At 70.1% G+C, this 17,416-nt stretch carries 13 protein-coding genes; 8 read left to right on the forward strand and 5 right to left on the reverse strand.

Going from position 1 to position 17,416, the window contains the following annotated elements; translation table 11 throughout:
• The first annotated feature begins 159 nt into the window (after positions 1-159).
• Positions 160-1,476: an IS4 family transposase gene (locus O7553_RS10900; RefSeq protein WP_281554680.1), complete on the forward strand. Its 1,317-nt coding sequence runs from the start codon at positions 160-162 to the stop codon at positions 1,474-1,476.
• A 33-nt stretch (positions 1,477-1,509) separates the two neighbouring features.
• Here the strand turns inward: O7553_RS10900 and O7553_RS10905 are convergent, their stop codons facing one another.
• A complete protein-coding gene (locus O7553_RS10905) occupies positions 1,510-2,499 on the reverse strand; it encodes a M20/M25/M40 family metallo-hydrolase (RefSeq protein WP_281554681.1) in 990 nt (329 codons plus the stop codon).
• 309 nt (positions 2,500-2,808) lie between these two features.
• Here O7553_RS10905 and O7553_RS10910 point away from each other — a divergent pair, with 309 nt between their 5' ends.
• The 3 genes from O7553_RS10910 to O7553_RS10920 all read left to right on the forward strand — a co-directional run bounded on the left by O7553_RS10910 (position 2,809) and on the right by O7553_RS10920 (position 6,075).
• Positions 2,809-3,483, forward strand: a complete 675-nt coding sequence (locus O7553_RS10910; protein WP_348650081.1) for a cellulose-binding domain-containing protein — start codon at positions 2,809-2,811, stop codon at positions 3,481-3,483.
• Positions 3,484-3,612: 129 nt separating this feature from the next.
• Positions 3,613-4,554 (forward strand): hypothetical protein, encoded by a 942-nt coding sequence (locus O7553_RS10915; protein ID WP_281554682.1) that lies wholly within the window; start codon positions 3,613-3,615, stop codon positions 4,552-4,554.
• Positions 4,555-4,812: 258 nt separating this feature from the next.
• Positions 4,813-6,075, forward strand: a complete 1,263-nt coding sequence (locus O7553_RS10920; protein WP_281554683.1) for an MFS transporter — start codon at positions 4,813-4,815, stop codon at positions 6,073-6,075.
• A 22-nt stretch (positions 6,076-6,097) separates the two neighbouring features.
• Here the strand turns inward: O7553_RS10920 and O7553_RS10925 are convergent, their stop codons facing one another.
• The gene (locus O7553_RS10925) at positions 6,098-6,781 is read right to left on the reverse strand and encodes a nucleoside/nucleotide kinase family protein (protein WP_281554684.1); all 684 of its coding nucleotides are present in this window, start codon (positions 6,779-6,781) and stop codon (positions 6,098-6,100) included.
• A gap of 303 nt (positions 6,782-7,084) precedes the next feature.
• Here O7553_RS10925 and O7553_RS10930 point away from each other — a divergent pair, with 303 nt between their 5' ends.
• A complete protein-coding gene (locus tag O7553_RS10930) occupies positions 7,085-8,539 on the forward strand; it encodes a glycoside hydrolase family 43 protein (protein WP_281554685.1) in 1,455 nt (484 codons plus the stop codon).
• 99 nt (positions 8,540-8,638) lie between these two features.
• Positions 8,639-9,625, forward strand: coding sequence for a diacylglycerol kinase family protein (locus O7553_RS10935; RefSeq protein ID WP_281554686.1), 987 nt, complete (start codon positions 8,639-8,641; stop codon positions 9,623-9,625).
• A gap of 27 nt (positions 9,626-9,652) precedes the next feature.
• On the opposite strand, the gene O7553_RS10940 is transcribed toward O7553_RS10935, so the two are convergent.
• From O7553_RS10940 to O7553_RS10950, 3 genes are all read right to left on the reverse strand, one after another.
• A complete protein-coding gene (locus tag O7553_RS10940) occupies positions 9,653-11,740 on the reverse strand; it encodes a glycogen debranching N-terminal domain-containing protein (RefSeq protein ID WP_281554687.1) in 2,088 nt (695 codons plus the stop codon).
• Complete coding sequence (locus O7553_RS10945) at positions 11,688-12,125, reverse strand: SCP2 sterol-binding domain-containing protein (RefSeq protein ID WP_281554688.1); 438 nt, start codon at positions 12,123-12,125, stop codon at positions 11,688-11,690. Before O7553_RS10945 ends, O7553_RS10940 begins: the two co-directional genes overlap by 53 nt.
• Positions 12,126-12,272: 147 nt before the next feature.
• Entirely contained in the window at positions 12,273-13,247 is a 975-nt protein-coding gene (locus tag O7553_RS10950; RefSeq protein WP_281554689.1) for a threo-3-hydroxy-L-aspartate ammonia-lyase, read from the reverse strand.
• A gap of 489 nt (positions 13,248-13,736) precedes the next feature.
• On the opposite strand from O7553_RS10950, the gene O7553_RS10955 reads away from it, so the two are divergent.
• Positions 13,737-15,080 (forward strand): endo-1,4-beta-xylanase, encoded by a 1,344-nt coding sequence (locus O7553_RS10955; protein ID WP_281555569.1) that lies wholly within the window; start codon positions 13,737-13,739, stop codon positions 15,078-15,080.
• 256 nt (positions 15,081-15,336) lie between these two features.
• Positions 15,337-17,394 (forward strand): DNA topoisomerase IV subunit B, encoded by a 2,058-nt coding sequence (locus O7553_RS10960; RefSeq protein WP_281554690.1) that lies wholly within the window; start codon positions 15,337-15,339, stop codon positions 17,392-17,394.
• Positions 17,395-17,416: the final 22 nt, after the last annotated feature.

The following is a 17,416-nucleotide window of genomic DNA, read 5'->3' on the forward strand; positions in this document are numbered from 1 at the left end:
ACTAGTCGCAACGCCGCTCGGTTAAGCCGTTGCGGCGGCGGTCAAGGGTGTGTCGGTCGGACATGGGAAAGCGGAGTTCCTGTAACGAGGTGAGTCACTCCAAGACGCCTCGAGACCAGGAACTCCGCTTTGGTCGATCAGATTGCCATAACCCGGACGGTGCGGGTAGCCGCAGGTGTGTTCGCGCCGGGTCATCTGGGTGAGTTGACCCAGTTCCTGCCCTTCGAGATGGTCGATGAGGTCCTCGCCGCGACCCGTCGTACCCAGCAGCGGATCCGGCTACTCCCGGCCCGGGTCGTGGTCTACCTCATCCTCGCAGGCTGCTTGTTCGCCGAACTCGGCTACGGGCAGGTGTGGCGGAAACTGACCGCCGGTCTGACCGGGCTGGATCTGACCGAGCCGGCCTCAGGCACGTTACGGGAGGCACGTCAGCGGCTCGGGTCGACGCCGTTGCGGGCCCTGTTCGATCTGCTGCGCGGCCCGGCGGTCACCACGGCGACGCACGCCGTGCGGTGGCGGGGCCTGCTGGTGACAGCGATCGACGGGACCACGATGTCGGTCGCCGACGCCGAGGCGGTCCGGGTCCGTTACCGCAAACAACGGGGTAACCACGGCGGCGCGGGCTACCCGGCACTACGGCTGAGTGTCCTGCTGACCTGCGGCACCCGCTCGATCATCGACGCCGTGTTCGCTCCACTCGGCACCAGCGAACTCGACCAGGCCCGCTCCCTGGCCGCCGGGATGCTGCTGTTGGCCGACCGTAACTACGCCGCCGCCGACCTCATCCAGACACTCGCCGCCACCAGGGCCGACCTGCTGATCCGCTGCAAGAACGGCCGCCGCCCGCCGGTGATCCGCCGGTACCACGACGGATCCTGGCTGTCGACCATCGGCACGGTACGGGTGCGGGTCGTGGACGCTGAGATCAGCGTCCAGACCATCGACGGCGTCCGCACGGGCGGCTACCGGCTGATCACCACCCTGCTCGACCCACGCACCCACCCGGCCGGCGGACTGATGAAGCTGTACCACCGCCGGTGGGAGGTCGAAACCGCCTACCTGGAGATCAAATCCAGCATCCTCGGCGGCCGGGTCCTGCGCGCGCGTACTCCCGACGGCATCGACCAGGAGGTCTACGCCCTGCTGGTCGTCTACCAGATCCTGCGTACCGCCATGACCGACGCCACCGACAGCCGGCCCGGCACCGGCCCTGACCGGGCCAGCTTCACCACCGCCCTGAACGCCGCCCGCGACCAGGTCACCCACGCCGCCGGCGTCCTCGCCGACACCGTCATCGACCTGGCCGGCGCCATCGGTCGTGCGGTTCTGGCCCACCTGCTACCTGAGCGTCGGATCCGGGTGAAGACCCGCATGATCAAACGCTCGAACTCCAAGTACCAAGCCCGCGGACCCAACGTAGACCGACGCAGCCACAAAGCCACCATAGCCATCGATATAATCACAAACACTTGCTAACCATCCACCCGCCCTAACCGAGCGGCGTTGCGACTAGTCGAGCCGCTCCGCCAGGATCTCCACGGCCAGGGCGGTGGCTGCGACCACGTCCGCCACCTGCTGCATGCTCACCGTGTCGGGGAGATCGCCGGCCCGGTGGTAGTGCGGGTTACGGAAGTTGGCCGTGTCGGTGATCTGGACCGCGGGTAGACCGGCGTCCCAGAACGGCAGATGGTCGCTGCGCGCGAAGTGCTGGGTGAACGGCACGAAGCGGCCGAGCAGCGGCCCCAGCACCGGCAGGTCGGTGGGTGCACGGAGCAGGACGGTGCCGGTCGGGCCGTTCAGCTGGGTCAGCGCGGCCGCGAACAGGGCCGCCATCGTCCGGCTGGACCGCTGGTAGAGCACTGCGGCGAAGTCCGCTCGCTGCCCGTTGCGCCGGATCCGGCGGATCTGCCCGGGATAGAGCAGGTCGAGCCCGCGCGGCAAATGTTGGCTGCCCGGCTCGGTGCTGGCGAATCCGAGCATCTCGAACACGTAGGCACCGACCACCTTCCGCCTGGCGACCGACATCTGCCGCACCAGGTGACGGGCACCGTGAAAGCCGAGCTCCTCGTGGTCGACCGCGACGAGTAGCACCGTCCGGCGGAATCGCGCCGCACCCAGCAGGCGGGCCAGCTCCAGCAGCCCGACCACGCCGGTGCCGTTGTCGTCGGCGCCGCCGGTGCCCGGGACCGTGTCGTGGTGGGCGAGGACCAGGACCGCGTCGGAGAGCACGCCCTCCTTGACGGCGACGATGTTGACGCCGTCGATGTCGGTGCCGGTCAGGACATCCTCGTACCGCCCACTCGGCCCCCACTGGGCGACACCCCGCGCGTGGAAGTGATCGAGCCGCGCCGTCCATCCCGCCGCCGTGAAACGGTTCCGCAGGTCGATGTCCAGTGCGGCACAGATATCCGGGGTGAGTGCCCGTACCCGGGGCGCCGGAAGGGCTCTGAGCTCGCGGCCGAGGGCGTCGTCGTCGATAGCGGCGCGCAGCTTGCCCACGCGTTCGGTCTGCGCGGGACCGAGAACGGGTAGGCGAGGTTCGGCAGCTCCAAAGATGATCAAGCCTACATCGATTGGCGCCAGTGCATCCAGTTGACAGGGGGTGCACCGGGCGTAACATCTATGAACATCTATTGATGGTGCGTTCGCTGTCTTCCCTTCGGGCGATCCACCACGCCGCGCTGCCCGGTGCCACCCGTGCCGCGCCACACCGGGACACCTCGCGCTCCAGGCCGCCCGGGGTGGTCGACCGTAGGTGACAGCGCGCCCTGTCGATCCGTCCGCACGTCAGTGGAGGAGAGCCAGCACATGCGCTTACACCGGTACCGGTCCCGGCTGTGGTCAGCCGCGACCGTGACAGCCGTCATCGCCGGAAGCGGAGTGGCCGTCACGGCCGCGTACGCTGCCGTCGGATGCGGCGTCACCTACTCCGTCGCCTCGCAGTGGCCGGGTGGCTTCACCGCCAACGTGGCCGTCACCAACCTCGGCGACCCAGTCAGCTCGTGGACGCTGACCTGGAGCTACGGCAACGGTCAGCAGATCACCCAGGCGTGGAACGCCACGGTGTCGCAGAGCGGTGGACAGGTCACCGCCCGCAACGCCAGCTACAACGGCAGCATCGCCACCGGGGCGACCACCTCGTTCGGCTTCAACGGGTCGTGGAACGGCAGCAACACCGCGCCGACCAGCTTCGCGCTCAACGGCACCACCTGCACCGGATCGCCGGCCGACCCCACCACCCCACCGTCCACGACCGCACCGCCGTCCAGTCCACCGCCGACCACCGCACCGCCGACGATGCCACCCGGCGACCCGACCTGGGGTACGGCGTTGCCGCCGGCGAGCGCGCCCAGGAGCCGGGCGTACGAACTGATCGCCACCGCCAACGAGAAGGGCTACCTGCCGCGGGCCGGGGAGTGCTCGGTCGAGATCCACGCCCGGTACTGGACCTACGGCCCCGACGGCAAGGTCTACCCGACCTAGCACCCGACCCGGGACCCGAGCGGCTGCTACTTCGGTCACGAACACGGTGACGATCCGCGGGCCTCGGACCTGTACGGCACCGCCGGCTGGCCCGCCTTCGGCTACACCAGCGAGGTCATGCTGGACAACATGCCCGACCACAGTCACCGCCACGAGGACCACGTCGGGCACAAGGTGCTGGTGGTGAACAACAGCAATGTCATCCAGGGCGACAACGGCACCAGCTTCTTCCCGCCGCAGGGGCCCACGATCGCCGTCTGCGACGTTCTGCTGAAATTCCACCAGGGCACCCACTCGCCGGACGCGTTCACCAACAACGTCCACGAGCTGCTGTTCAACCAGCGCTGCGTCGGGAGCAACGGCGGCCCGGTCACCGAGGCCCGGTACAACGCGATGATCCCGCTCGGTCGACCCGGCGGCTTCAGCCCCAGCGAATGCCCCGGCTTCGGCCGCCCGTTCATCAATGTCGCACCTCCGGTGCCGGCGGACTCGCCGTCGGACACCCGATCGTTGGGCCGGCTGATCGCCGAGACCGGCTGTATCGACGCGATCCGGGAGGGCCGTACCCACTTCGACCCGCTCTACCCCAACCCGGTGCCGTTCACGGTTTCCGACATGGACGACTTCTGGTTCTCCGACGTGCAGGTGACAGGCTCCGGGCTGGACTTTCACCTCGCGCCGCTGTTCTACGTCGTCAACCCGTCCCGGTACTACGACCCGAGCCTGCCGAACAGGATGGGCCGGATCGTGGACCTGTGCTACACGGACCTGGCCGGTGGCGACTATTGCGCCGAGGCTCGGCAGGTGACTCAGCAGACCGGCCAACAGGTCGGCTGGAACGATCCGCGCTCACCGTTCAAGGGCACCCTGCGCGAGTACCGGCCCGGCACCTTCTCGGTGCGCAACAGCGGTCCATCCACGGTCTACACCGACGTGTACGGACGCAACGCCTCCACCACGCCGTTCCCCGGCTCCATCGAACAGTACTCCACCGGTAACACGGGCAGCGAGATGTACGTTCGGGGATCCATCAAGGACTACGCGGCGGCCGGAGTCCACGCCCCGAACTGACACCTCTGACCCGGGCACTTCCGGCTGCGGTACGCCGTGAGCCGGCCGGCACCGCGCAGGGCGGGCCATCGGCGACCCCGATGGCCCGCCCGTCGTCTGCGCCCGACACGTCGGCCCGGGCAACGCCGGAGAAGCCCCGCAGCCGCCAGCCGTAAAGAATCTTGACAACGTCCCGCGACAGCCGGCGTCTCGCAGAAGAGGTCAACGCATGTCTGTGCCAGCGCCCAGGGGCATCGTCGTCGAGAGCCCCGGCTGACCATGGTGCCCGCAGCGGTCGAGGCCCGCCGGACCCGGCACCGTCCGATGGTCGCGTTGTTCACCGGCGCGGCGGTGACCCACGTGTCGATGGTCGGTGCGAGCACGGTGAGCACCCTCGTCGGGGCGCAGTTGCTCAGCCCGCTGTGGAGCGGCATACCGAACGCGGCCGGGATCGTCGGCTCCGCCGTCGGCACCCTGACGCTGGCCGCTGTGCTGGCCAGACGTGGCAGCCGTGCCGCGCTCGTGCTGGGCTACCTGGTCGCGGTCATCGGTGCGGTCGTCGCGGGCGGTGCCGTGCTGGCCGACGCGGCGGGCCCGCTGATGGTCGGCATGCTGCTGCTCGGTGTCGGCAACGGCGCAGCGCAGCTGTCCCGGTACTGCGCGGCGGACCTGTACCCGCCCGACCGCAAGGGTTTCGCGGTCGGCGTCGTCGTCTGGGCGGGTACGGTCGGTGCGTTGGCCGGGCCGAACCTGATCGCGCCACTCGCGCGGTTCTCTACGGGGCTGGGGCTGCCGCCGCTCGCCGGGCCGTACTTCCTGGCGTTGGTCGGTGCGGGTGCCGCGGTAGCGGCGTCGGCGACCCTGCCGACCACCCGGGCCGGCACGCGGCGTGGTGACCCGGGGCCCGGTGCCGTGTCGGCCGGAGTGTGGCGACGGCCGGTGGTCCGTACGGCGGTGGTGTCGATGACCGCCGGCCAGGTGTCGATGGTCGCCGTGATGACGATGACGCCGTTGCACATGGACATGCACGGTCACGGCCTCGGCGCGGTAGGTGCGGTGGTCAGCGCACACCTGCTCGGCATGTTCCTGCTGGCGCCGCTGTCCGGGCACATCGTCGACCGATTCGGGGCACGGACGGCGATCCTCGCCGGCATCGGGTTGATCGCCCTGTCCACGATGGTCGCGTTGGTGCCGGCGGCGGCGAGCGCGCAGCTGTACGTCGCACTGTTCCTGCTCGGTTCCGGCTGGAACCTCACCTTCGTCGGCGGCAGCGGCCTGCTCGCCCAGTCGTTGACACTCGCCGATCGCCAGCACGTCCAAGGCGGCGTGGACGCGGTCGCCTGGGGTGCCTCGGCGGTGGCCAGTGTCGGTGCCGGAATGGTGCTCGGCACCGTCGGGTATCCGGTCTTGGCGGTCAGCGCCGGTGCGGCGGTGCTGCTCCCGTTGTTTCTGCTGGCCCGGGCGGACGTCCCGGCGGCCGTCCCGTCCTCCGGCAGAGCCGAGGACCCGCCGGACCGGCGCGGCGGGCAGCCGTGCTGCTAGAGCGCGGCGGTCGGCCGTGCTGCTAGCGCCCGCCGGTCCGGGGCCGGTCAACCGGGCGCGGAGTGTTGCCGTCGGCCGGCCCCAATGTGGTCATGTCGACGACGAGGTCGGCTCGGTCCCGGCCGGCCCCGATCAACCGGGCGTTCGGGTCGTCGACGGTGGCCACCCAGGCGCGGGCGGCGGCGGGTGACTTGCCGAATTCGACGTGCCGGCGGGTGAGACGGTCCCGCCGTACGTCGTCGTCGAGTTGGCAGAACCACACCTCGGCCAGCAGCGCACGTACCGCCGGCCAAGGCTCTGTGTCCGCGAGCAGGTAGTTTCCTTCGGTGACGACCAGCCGCACCGGTGGGTCCACCGCGATTGTGCCGGCCACCGGTTGTTCGAGGTCGCGTTCGAAACCCGGCGCCCAGACGGTCCGGTGTCGTTCGGTCCGCAGCCGGTGCAGCAGGGCGAGGTAACCGTCGCCGTCGAAGGTGTCGATGGCACCCTTGCGGTCGCGTCGGCCGAGCCGGTCCAGTGCCGCGTCGGACAGGTGGAAGCCGTCCATCGGCACCAGCGCCGCCGGGACCCCGACCTGCCGCAGCCCGGCGACCAGCAGCGCCGCCAGCGTCGACTTGCCCGCCGCCGGGCAGCCGGTGATGCCGAGGAGGAGCCGGCCGTCGCGGGGGACAAGCCGGTGGGCGCGTGCGACGAGTTCATCGAGCATGCACCAGCTTAAGCAGCGCCGGGGAGCCGTTGGCCGACTCAGCGGCGGACACGGGTATCCGCCGCCGGCCCTCGACCCATTGACATCGAGACTGCAGGTAGTTAACACTGTCGATTCAATCCGGCAATCGCGCGGCAATCGTGCCGGGTGCCGTGTTAGCGCTAACACCAGAGGAGCTGGATACCTGCCGGCTGCGGCGTCGCTGCCGTCCGGTGCCCGGCAGCGCCACGTCGTGCGCCAGCACGTAGGCGGCGGACCGCCGGCACTGGCCGGACCTGACCAACTCCAACAGAAGGAGATCCGATGCCGAGAATCCTTGCCCGGCTCAGCGCGGTGCTTGCCGCCGCCTGCCTGCTGTTCACCTCATGGTCGATGACTGCGGCGAGACCGGCTGCCGCCCTCGATCCGTTCACCGGATACCTGATGGCCCACTTCACCGGTGAGACGGCCAACGGCGAGCAGATTCATCTGGCGCACAGCACCGATGGGCTGCACTGGACCGACCTCAACAACGGCAGCCCTGTTCTGCTATCCACAGTGGGCACCCGTGGCGTACGGGATCCGGTCCTGGTCCGCTCACCGGCCGGCGACCGGTACTGGATCATCGCCACCGATCTGCGGATCGCCAGCGGCACGTCCTGGAACGACGCCGCCAACCGGGGCAGCACCTCGATCGTCGTCTGGGAGTCCACCGACCTGGTCAACTGGTCGGCGCCGTGGCTGCTCAACGTCGCTGGCGGTATCGCGGGCGCCGGCAACGCCTGGGCACCGGAGGCGATCTACAACCCGGCGACCGGGGACTACGTCGTCTACTGGGCGACCAACTCGGCCCGCAACGGGATCACCAAGCACCGCATCTGGTACGCGCGGACCAGCGACTTCCGTACCATCGGTGCTCCGCAGCTGTACATCGACCGGGGCAGCGGCCAGGGCATCATCGACACCCAGATCATCGAGGTCCCGAACAGCGTCGGCGGCTACCGCTACTACCGGGCGTCCGCCGACGGTCACATCACCATCGAGGCGAGCAACTCGATCCTGGGCAACTGGACGACCCTCGGCAATTTGTCGCACCTGGGCATCTCCAACGGCACCGGCGGCGGCAACGTGGTCGAGGGCCCGATGTGGGCCCAGTTCAACGGCCGTGACGAGTGGGTGCTCTGGCTGGACCAGTACGCGACCGGCCGCGGCTACCTGCCGGTCACCTCGACCAACCTGGGCAGCACGGGTAACTTCCGGACCCGGTCGGACTACAGCATGGGCGGCAGCCGCAAGCGGCACGGATCGATCCTCAACCTGACCGCGGCCGAGCAGTCCCGGGTGCTTGCCCGCTGGGGCGCGACCACGCCGGTGAACCGGATCCAGTCGTACAACTACCCGGACCGCTACGTGCGGCACGCCGACTTCGACGTACGTATCGACGCCAACGTCAGCCCGGCGCAGGACGCGCAGTTCCGGCTGGTGCCCGGCCTGACCGGCGGCTCGGGCTACGTCTCGATCGAGTCGGTCAACTACCCGGGCCACTACCTGCGGCACTACGCGTACGACTTCGAGTTGGCACCCGACGACGGCTCGGCGATCTTCGCCGCCGACGCCACCTTCCGCCGGGTCGCCGGCCTGGCCGACGCCGGATGGTCGTCCTTCCAGTCCTACAACTTCCCGGACCGCTACATCCGGCACTACGGCTACCAACTGCGTCTCGACCCGATCACCGCCGCGCAGGCACGCGCCGACGCCACCTTCCGGGTCACCGGCTGACCGGTCGGGCGGTGCCGCCACCGACGGCGACACCGCCCACCGGCGGCGCGGACCGGCGTCGACTGGTCCGCGCCGGCCCCGGTGGCCCACACTGAGCCGGTGCAGAAGCAGACAGCGCCGGTACGGTCCGCCGTGGTGGTCAATCCGACGAAGGTCACCGACCTCGACGACCTCCGGACGGCGGTCGACGCGACCCTGGCCGAAGCCGGTTGGGCGGCACCGATCTGGCTGGAGACGACGGCCGCCGAACCAGGGCGGACGCAGGCCCGGGAGGCGGTCGCGGCCGGGGTCGACGTCGTGTTCGCCTGCGGCGGCGACGGCACCGTGATGTCGTGCGTCGCCGGCCTGGTCGGCACCGACGTGGCGCTCGCCATCCTGCCGGCCGGCACCGGTAACCTGCTCGCCGCGAACCTGGGGCTGTCGACCGACCTCGCGGCCGGGCTGGAGGTCGCGGTGGAACGGCAGACCCGCCGGCTCGACGTCGGTCGGCTCGACGACGAGCGCTGCTTCGTGGTGATGGCCGGCATGGGGTTCGACGCGAGCATGCTGGCCGCCACCTCCGAGCAGGCCAAGGCGCGGATCGGCTGGCCGGCGTACGTTGCCGGCGCCGTGCGGCACCTGCGGGACCGGCCGGTGCCGGTGCGGGTCCAGATCGACGACCAGCCGCCGGTACGGACCCGGGCCCGCACCGTGCTGGTGGCCAACGTCGGCCGGTTGCAGGGCGGGATGACCCTGCTGGCCGACGCCGAACCCGACGACGGTCTGCTCGACGTCGCCGTGCTGACGCCACGGACGCTGCGGCACTGGGTCGCGCTGGCCTGGGCGCTGGTACGGGGTCGGCGACGGGTGCCGCGGATGCAGGTGTACCGGGGGCGTGAGGTGTCGGTGGTCAGTGACCGCGACCAACCCCGCGAGCTCGACGGCGACCTGATCGAACCCGGCGCCACGCTGCGGGTGACGGTCCAGCCGGCGGCGTTGCTGCTGTGCGTGCCGCGTCCGGCTGATGACCCGGACCTGTCGGTGGACGCCGGTGCGGCCGCGCGGCGCGGTGCGGCACTCGTCGAACGTACCCGTCACCCCCGATGACCCGACTCGGGGCGTGACCGCCCCGAATCAGCCGTTGTCGGTGCGTCCGAGTCGGGCGAGCAGCCCGGTGTGCTGCCGCTGATGACTCTCGGCCCGCCGGCCGAGCGCGTCCGCCCGGCCCCACCGGCCGGGTACGTCGAGCAGTTCGATCCGAGGTATCGACGGCGGGAGATGTGGGTCGACGCCCAGATGGTCCTGGTACGGGGTGAGATCCAGCATGGTACGCAGCAGCAGCAGGACCGCCCCCGCCGACCAGCCCTGTGGGCTGCACGCCGTCGGGTACTCGACCGGGTATCCGGTCAACTCGCGCCGGTAGCCGGCGAAGGCCTCCGGCAGCCGTCCGTCGAAGAACCCGGACGCCTCGATCATCCCTTCGGCGATCCGGGCGGCCTCCTCCCGGAACCCGTACCGGCGCAGCCCCCACGCGATGATCGAGTTGTCGAACGGCCAGACCGACCCCACGTGATAGCCGACCGGGTTGTACCGTGCCTCGGTCTCGGCCAACGTCCGTACCCCCCAGCCGGAGAACATCGCCGGTCCGAGCAGGTGTTCGGCCACCTTGCCGGCCCGGTCCGGCTCGACGATGCCGCTCCACAGCAGGTGCCCCATGTTCGACGCCAGCGCGTCGACCGGGGTACCGTCCGGGTCGAGCGCGAGCGCGTAGTATTCGCCGTCGGCCACCCAGAAGTCGCGGTTGAACCGCTGCTTCAGGTCGGCGGCCTCCCGTTCCAGCCGGTCGGCGTACGCCGGGTCGTTCCAGAACTGGCGGGCCAGCCGGGCGCCACGGATCTTGGCGTCGTAGGCGTAGCCCTGCAGCTCGCAGGTTGCCCTCGGCAGCGCGGACAACCGTCCGTCGCGGTAGGAGATCGCGTCCCAGGAGTCCTTCCAGCACTGGTTCTCCAGGCCGTTGCGGGTGTTGCGGCGCCAGTAGGAGACGTAGCCGTTGCCGACCAGGTCCCCGTACTCGTCGATCCAGTGCAGCGCGGCGCGGGCCTGGCGTTCGAGTCCGCGGACCAGTTCGGTGTCGCCGCTCCACCGTTCGTACTCGTCGAGCAGGATCACGAACAGTGGGGTGGAGTCGGCCGATCCGTAGTACGGGGTGTGTGGCTGCTCCTCGAACGCCGCCGACTCGCCGTACCGGAATTCGTGCAGGATCTTGCCGGGCTCCTCCTCCCGTAGGTCGTCGAGGCTGCCGCCCTGCAACGAGCCGAGCAGCCGTAGCACCGGGGGGGTCAGCTGGGGTAAGAACGGCATGGTCTGCAGGCTGATGAAGATGCTGTCCCGGCCGAACAGCGTCATGAACCAGGGCAGTCCGGCGGTCGGTATCGCGCCGGTGGCGGTCAGCGAGGCGTACCGCATGGCAGCGAGGTCGATCAGGCTCCGCTCGTACGCCGTGGTGAGGGCGGGGTTGTCAGCGAGAAGCTGCGGTGCCTGGTCGACCCAGTGTTCGAGCTCCTGGCGCAGCTGCGGTCGGGCCCGGCGCCGGTAGGCTCCCCAGATGGTCGGCGACTCGGTGTCGCCGCCGTTGATCACTGGTTCCACCCGGATCTCGGTCTGCCACTGACCGCGCGGCTCCAGGGTGACATCGAACGTCATGCCGTCGTCGTCGATCCGGGCCGGGAGCGTGCTGGAGATGACGGTGTCCCGCTGAAAGGTTTCCCGCCGGTAGCTGTATCGCAGCCGACCGTCGTCGTGGTGGACCGACTTCGTGCCGCGCTTGTGCTGGACGTCCTTGATCTCGAACAGGTCCGCGAAGTCGGTGTCCATGTCGACTCGCAGGGTCAGGGTTACCGGCGCGATGTCGTGGTTGAGCACGGTGAGCCGCTCGACGAACGCCGCGCCGATCGACTGCTCCCGGATGACGGACAGCTTGGCGTCGATGTAGTGGGTGGGCCGGCCCGGTACGAGGAAGAACCGGGTCTCGAAGAAGTGCAGGTCGTCCTGGGACAGAGCGTTCAACCGGTGGCCGTCGATCCGGAGCACCCAGGTGGACAGGAAGCGCGTGTCGAACGAGAACAGGCCGGTCGGCAGGTCCGGTGAGGCGGTCACGTCACCGCGCTCGTCAGTCACCACGAAGGTGTTCCCGTCCAGGATGCTGACTGTCTTCTCGTTCATTCTCGGCGGCCTCCCTCCGAGTGAAGTCCCTTGGATGCAGCCCGGCCGGGACACTGCCGAAAAGGACCCGGCAGAGCTGGTCCGCGAGCCCCAGGTCTCCCTCGACGACGACCGCGTTGCGGAACAGCAGGGGGATGAACCGGTCCTCGCCCCGGGCCAACCGGTCGAAGCGGACCCGTTCGCTGCGGACGATCGAATCCGGCTCGGCCCCCGTCGACGACACCCGGACCTTCCCCGTTCCCAGGGTGACAAACCAGTGCGTCGTCCTGGTCTCCTCCTGTACGTCGAAGCGAACGGTGCCACGCAGCCTGGGTGGCAGCCGGTCCAGGACGGAGCTTGCGTCGCGGGCCAGCCGCTCCAGCGCATCTTCGACCGTGTCGACCATCCGGCCCCGCCTCCTCACGCCGTGTGACGTCCTGGGTGCACGGTAGGTCGGGTCGGAACCGGCCCGCATCACCCGCGTCGGGTGAGCTCACCGGCGGCCGGTTGCCGGCCGTGCTGGTTCACGGCCTGGGGATCAGCCAGCCTGGGATCAACCGGCGGTGGACAGCAGGTCGATGAAGCGCCGGGTGTCGACATTGCCGCCGGAGACGATCACACCGACCCGTCGGGGAGCCGGGACCGGCCGACCTGCCAGCAGGGCTGCCAGCCCGGTCGCGCCGCTGGGCTCGACGACGATCCGCATCCGGTCGAACGCGAACCGCATCGCCGCCCGGATCTCGTCGTCGTCGACGAGGACGACGTCGTCGAGCAGCCGCTGGTTCACCGAGAAGGTCAGCTCGCCGGGCGTCTCGGCGGCCTGGCCGTCGGCGATCGTGCGCGGCACCGGGATGGTGATCCGCCGGCCGGCGGCCAGCGATCGCAACGTGTCGTCGCCGGCCGACGGTTCGACGCCGACCACCCGGATCCGGGGCAGCAGTCCTTTCGCCGCGACCGCGGTGCCCGCCGCCAGCCCGCCGCCACCGACGGGCACCAGCAGCGCGTCGAGCGGTCCAACCTCCTCGACCAGCTCGAGGGCTGCGGTGCCCTGCCCGGCGATGACGTGCGGGTGATCGTACGGCGGGACCAGGGTCAGCCCGCGTTCGGCGGCCAACGCCGCACCGATGGCGACCCGGTCACCGGTGTACCGGTCGTAGGTGATTATCTCGGCCCCGTAGCCGCGGACCGCTGCCGTCTTGGCCGCCGGCGTGTCCTGCGGCATGACGATCACTGCGGTGCTGCCCAACTCCCTGGCGGCTAACGCGACGGCCTGCGCGTGGTTGCCGGACGAGTACGCGGCGATGCCCCGGGCCAGCTGGGCCGGGGACAGTCGCGCGATCGTGTTGTAGGCGCCACGGAACTTGAACGCACCGACGCGTTGCAGATTCTCGCACTTGACGAAGACCTCGGCGCCGACCATGGCGTCCAGAGTGCGCGAGCGCAGCACGGGGGTGCGGTGCGCGGCACCGGCTATCCGTGCGGCCGCGTCGCGGACGTCGGGCAAGGTGACCGGTGTCGAGTCTGTCAAGGTGCTTCCTCCCAGGGCGCTCATCTGACAGAGTTCCATACAGCGGCCGGGCGAGTCGCAGCCGGCCGGCTGGTGTCCATGCCGCATTGTCCGGGCGCGGCCGACACCGCCGACCCGTAGCGCGACTGTGCCGCTGACAGGGTTGCGCGTGGTGTCCGGGTCTGTCCCGGATCTTCTCCGAAAGTTTCGGTACTCTGGCCTTGCCGTCGAGTGCCGAACTGGGTGCTGCCGTGTTTCGGATTAGCTGGTCGAGCAGCGGGTTGCCCGGTATCGGCCTTGGTCATTGAGCTACCGGAAGTTCTCCGTTAGCATCGCTCAACAGCACTTCGATTGAAGTCGATGTGTGGTCGAGGTTCACCTGTCGACCACACTCCGCACCGAGAGGCAACCATCACCATGACCCATCTATCCGACAGCAGACCGAGGAGAAGGGGACCGCGGGCCGCGTTGGCCTCCGCCGCGGTGGTCGCCCTTGCCGCCGGTACCGCGATGCTGTACGCGACCTCCGCCAGCGCCGCCGAGTCCACGCTCGGTGCGGCCGCGGAGCAGTCCGGCCGGTACTTCGGTGCCGCCGTCGCGGCCAACAAGCTCAGCGACTCGACGTACGTGAACATCCTCAACCGGGAGTTCAACAGCGTCACCGCCGAGAACGAGATGAAACTCGACGCCACCGAGCCGCAGCAGGGCCAGTTCAACTTCAGCAACGGCGACCGGATCGTCAACCACGCCATCTCCCGCGGCATGGCCGTCCGCGGTCACACCCTCGCCTGGCACTCCCAGCAACCCGGCTGGATGCAGCAGATGGAAGGTGCTCCGCTGCGCCAGGCCATGCTCAACCACGTCACCCAGGTCGCCTCCTACTACCGGGGCAAGATCCACTCCTGGGACGTGGTGAACGAGGCCTTCGCCGACGGCGGTAGCGGTGCCCGACGCGACTCCAACCTGCAGCGCACCGGCAACGACTGGATCGAGGCGGCGTTCCGGGCCGCCCGCGCCGCCGACCCCGGTGCCAAGCTCTGCTACAACGACTACAACATCGACAACTGGTCCTGGGCCAAGACCCAGGCCGCGTACAACCTGGTGCGCGACTTCAAGCAGCGCGGCGTGCCGATCGACTGCGTCGGCCTGCAGTCGCACTTCAACAGCGGCTCGCCGTACCCGTCGAACTACCGCACCACGCTGTCCAGCTTCGCCGCCCTCGGCGTCGACGTGCAGATCACCGAACTCGACATCGAAGGCTCCGGCAGCAGCCAGGCCAACACCTACCGCAACGTGGTGCAGGACTGCCTCGCGGTGTCCCGCTGCACCGGCATCACCACCTGGGGCATCCGGGACTGCGACTCGTGGCGCAGCGGCGGCACCCCGCTGCTGTTCGAGTGCAACGGCAACAAGAAGCAGGCGTACGACTCGACCCTCGCCGCGCTGAACGCCGGCGGCACCCCGCCGCCCACCACGGCCCCGCCGCCGACCACGGCCCCGCCGCCGACCACGGCCCCGCCGCCCACGACGGCCCCGCCGACTTCGCAGCCGCCGGGCGGGGGCGACTGCTCGGCCTCGGTGATCTCGCTCGACCAGTGGCCAGGTGGCTTCGTGGCGAACGTGCGGGTGACCGCCGGGTCCGCCTCGACCAGCAGTTGGACGGTCACCATGACCCTGCCGTCCGGGGCGGCGGTCACCAACGCCTGGAACTCGCAGGCCAGCGGGAGCAGCGGCACGGTGCGCTTCAGCAACGCGCCGTGGAACGGCCAGATCGGTGCCGGACAGTCGACCCAGTTCGGCTTCCAGGGCACCGGCACCGGCAGCGGGATGACCCCGACCTGCAGCGCCGGCTGACGGCTACCACCCCCACGACGGGGCCGGTACGCGGGACACCCGGCGTACCGGCCCCGTCCGGCGTGTGCGGGCCGGCGCGCAGGGTGCGGCCGGGCCGGTACCGGCGACACCCCGGTACCGGCCCGGCGCGGCGCTGTCGGTGGCTGCGGTTACGCTCGTCGGACGGTGGCCCGCAGGCCACCGTCGTTGCCCTGCCGGTCGGTCCTGCCCGCCGGCGAGGTGGGGCACCGTTGGCCGGCACCGGGAGTTCGACGCGTTGACTGCACAACCTGAGACGCTGTACGGAGCAGACGACCTCACCCACCTGGAAGGGCTGGAGGCCGTCCGCAAGCGGCCCGGCATGTACATCGGCTCAACCGACAGCCGGGGTGTCGGCCATCTGCTCAACGAGATCCTCGACAACTCCACCGACGAGGGCGTCGCCGGTCACGCCAGCCGGGTCGAGGTGACCCTGCACGCCGACGGCTCGGTGCAGGTCGATGACGACGGCCGGGGCATCCCGACCGACGTGCACACCCGGTCCGGGCTGTCCGGGGTCGAGCTGGTGCTGACCCGGCTGCACGCCGGCGGCAAGTTCGGCGGCTCCGGTTACAAGGCGTCCGGCGGCCTGCACGGGGTCGGCGCGTCGGCGGTGAACGCGCTCTCGCTACGGTTCGACGTGCGGGTCAAGCGGGCCGGTCGGGTGTCGGAGATGTCGTTCCAGCGGGGCGTCCCGGGGGTCTTCGACGGCCCCGGCCCGGCCGCCGGTTTCACAGAGCAGTCGGGGCTGCGGGCGGTCGGCCGGATGAAGCGCGGTGAGGCTACCGGCACCTCCATCCGCTACTGGTACGACGCCCGCTACTTCGACGCCGGCGCCGCACTCGACGTGACGGCCGTGCGGACCCGACTGCGCAACACCGCCTTCCTGGTGCCCGGGGTCACCTACGTGCTGCGCGACGCCACCTCCGATGAACTGGTCGAGGAGGTGTACCACCATCCCCGTGGCCTGGTCGAGATGGTGGAGTTCCTCACCCCGAGCGGGGACCGACCGGTCAGCGGCACGCTGTTCATCACCGGCACCGGCACCTACAAGGAGAACGCCGCCGACGCCAACGGCGTGATGCAGTCCGACGTCGAGCGTCGGGCCGAGGTGGAGGTCGCCCTCGGCTGGGGCACCGGCTACGAGCGGACCGTCGAGTGCTTCACCAACACCATCCGCAACGTGCACGGCGGCACCCACCGGCGGGGTTTCGAGCGCGGGGTGACCCGGGCCGTCGTCGACGCGGTACGCAACAGCCGGGGCCTGCTCAAGCCTAAGGAGGATCCGCCGACCGTCGACGACGTGCTCGAAGGCATGACGGCCGTGGTGCACGTGCGGATCCCGGAGCCCCAGTTCACTTCGCAGACCAAGGACGAGCTCTCCACCGCCGGCATCACCCGGGTGGTGCAGACGGTGGTGGAGCGGCACATCAAGTCCTGGGTGGAGGACCGCCGGACCCGTACCGAGGCCCGGACCGTGCTGCAGAAGGTGGTCGACGCGGCCCGGGTCCGGCTCACCCAGAAGCAGCAGAAGGACGCCGCCCGGCGCAAGACCGCCCTGGAAGGGGCGTCCATGCCGCCGAAGCTGGTCGACTGCCGGTCGACCGGCCTGCAGCGCAGCGAGCTGTTCATCGTGGAGGGCGACAGTGCGCTCGGCTCGGCCCGGATGGCCCGGGTCGCCGAGTACCAGGCCCTGCTGCCGATCCGGGGCAAGATCCTCAACGTGCAGAAGGCCAACCTGGCCGACACGTTGCGCAACGCCGAGGTGGCGGCGATCGTCCAGGTCCTCGGCGCCGGCACCGGGCGCACCTTCGACCTGGCCGCCATGCGGTACGGCCGGGTGATCCTGATGGCCGACGCGGACGTCGACGGCTCGCACATCCGGACCCTGCTGATCACCCTGTTCGCCAAGTACCTACGTCCGGTGATCGAGGCCGGCCGGCTGTACGCGGCGATGCCCCCGCTCCACAAGATCACCACCAAGGGCCGGAACGCGGAGACCATCTTCACCTTCACCGAGGCCGAGATGGAGCAGACCGTACGGCGACTGGAACGGGCCGGGCGACAGGTCGTCACCCCGGTTCCCCGGTTCAAGGGCCTCGGCGAAATGGACGCAGACGAGCTGTGGGAGACGACCATGAATCCGGCGACCCGCTCGGTACGCCGGATCACCCTGGCCGACGTGGAGGTCGCCGACCGCACCCTGGAGTTGCTGATGGGGGAGAAGGTCGAGCCGCGCCGCAACTGGTTGATCGACTCGGCCGGCCGGGTCGACCAGGAGAGTATCGACGCCTGAGCATGACCCGCTCGATCGAGGA

It is taken from the genome of Solwaraspora sp. WMMA2059 (genome assembly GCF_027497315.1).
GTDB lineage: Bacteria > Actinomycetota > Actinomycetes > Mycobacteriales > Micromonosporaceae > Micromonospora_E.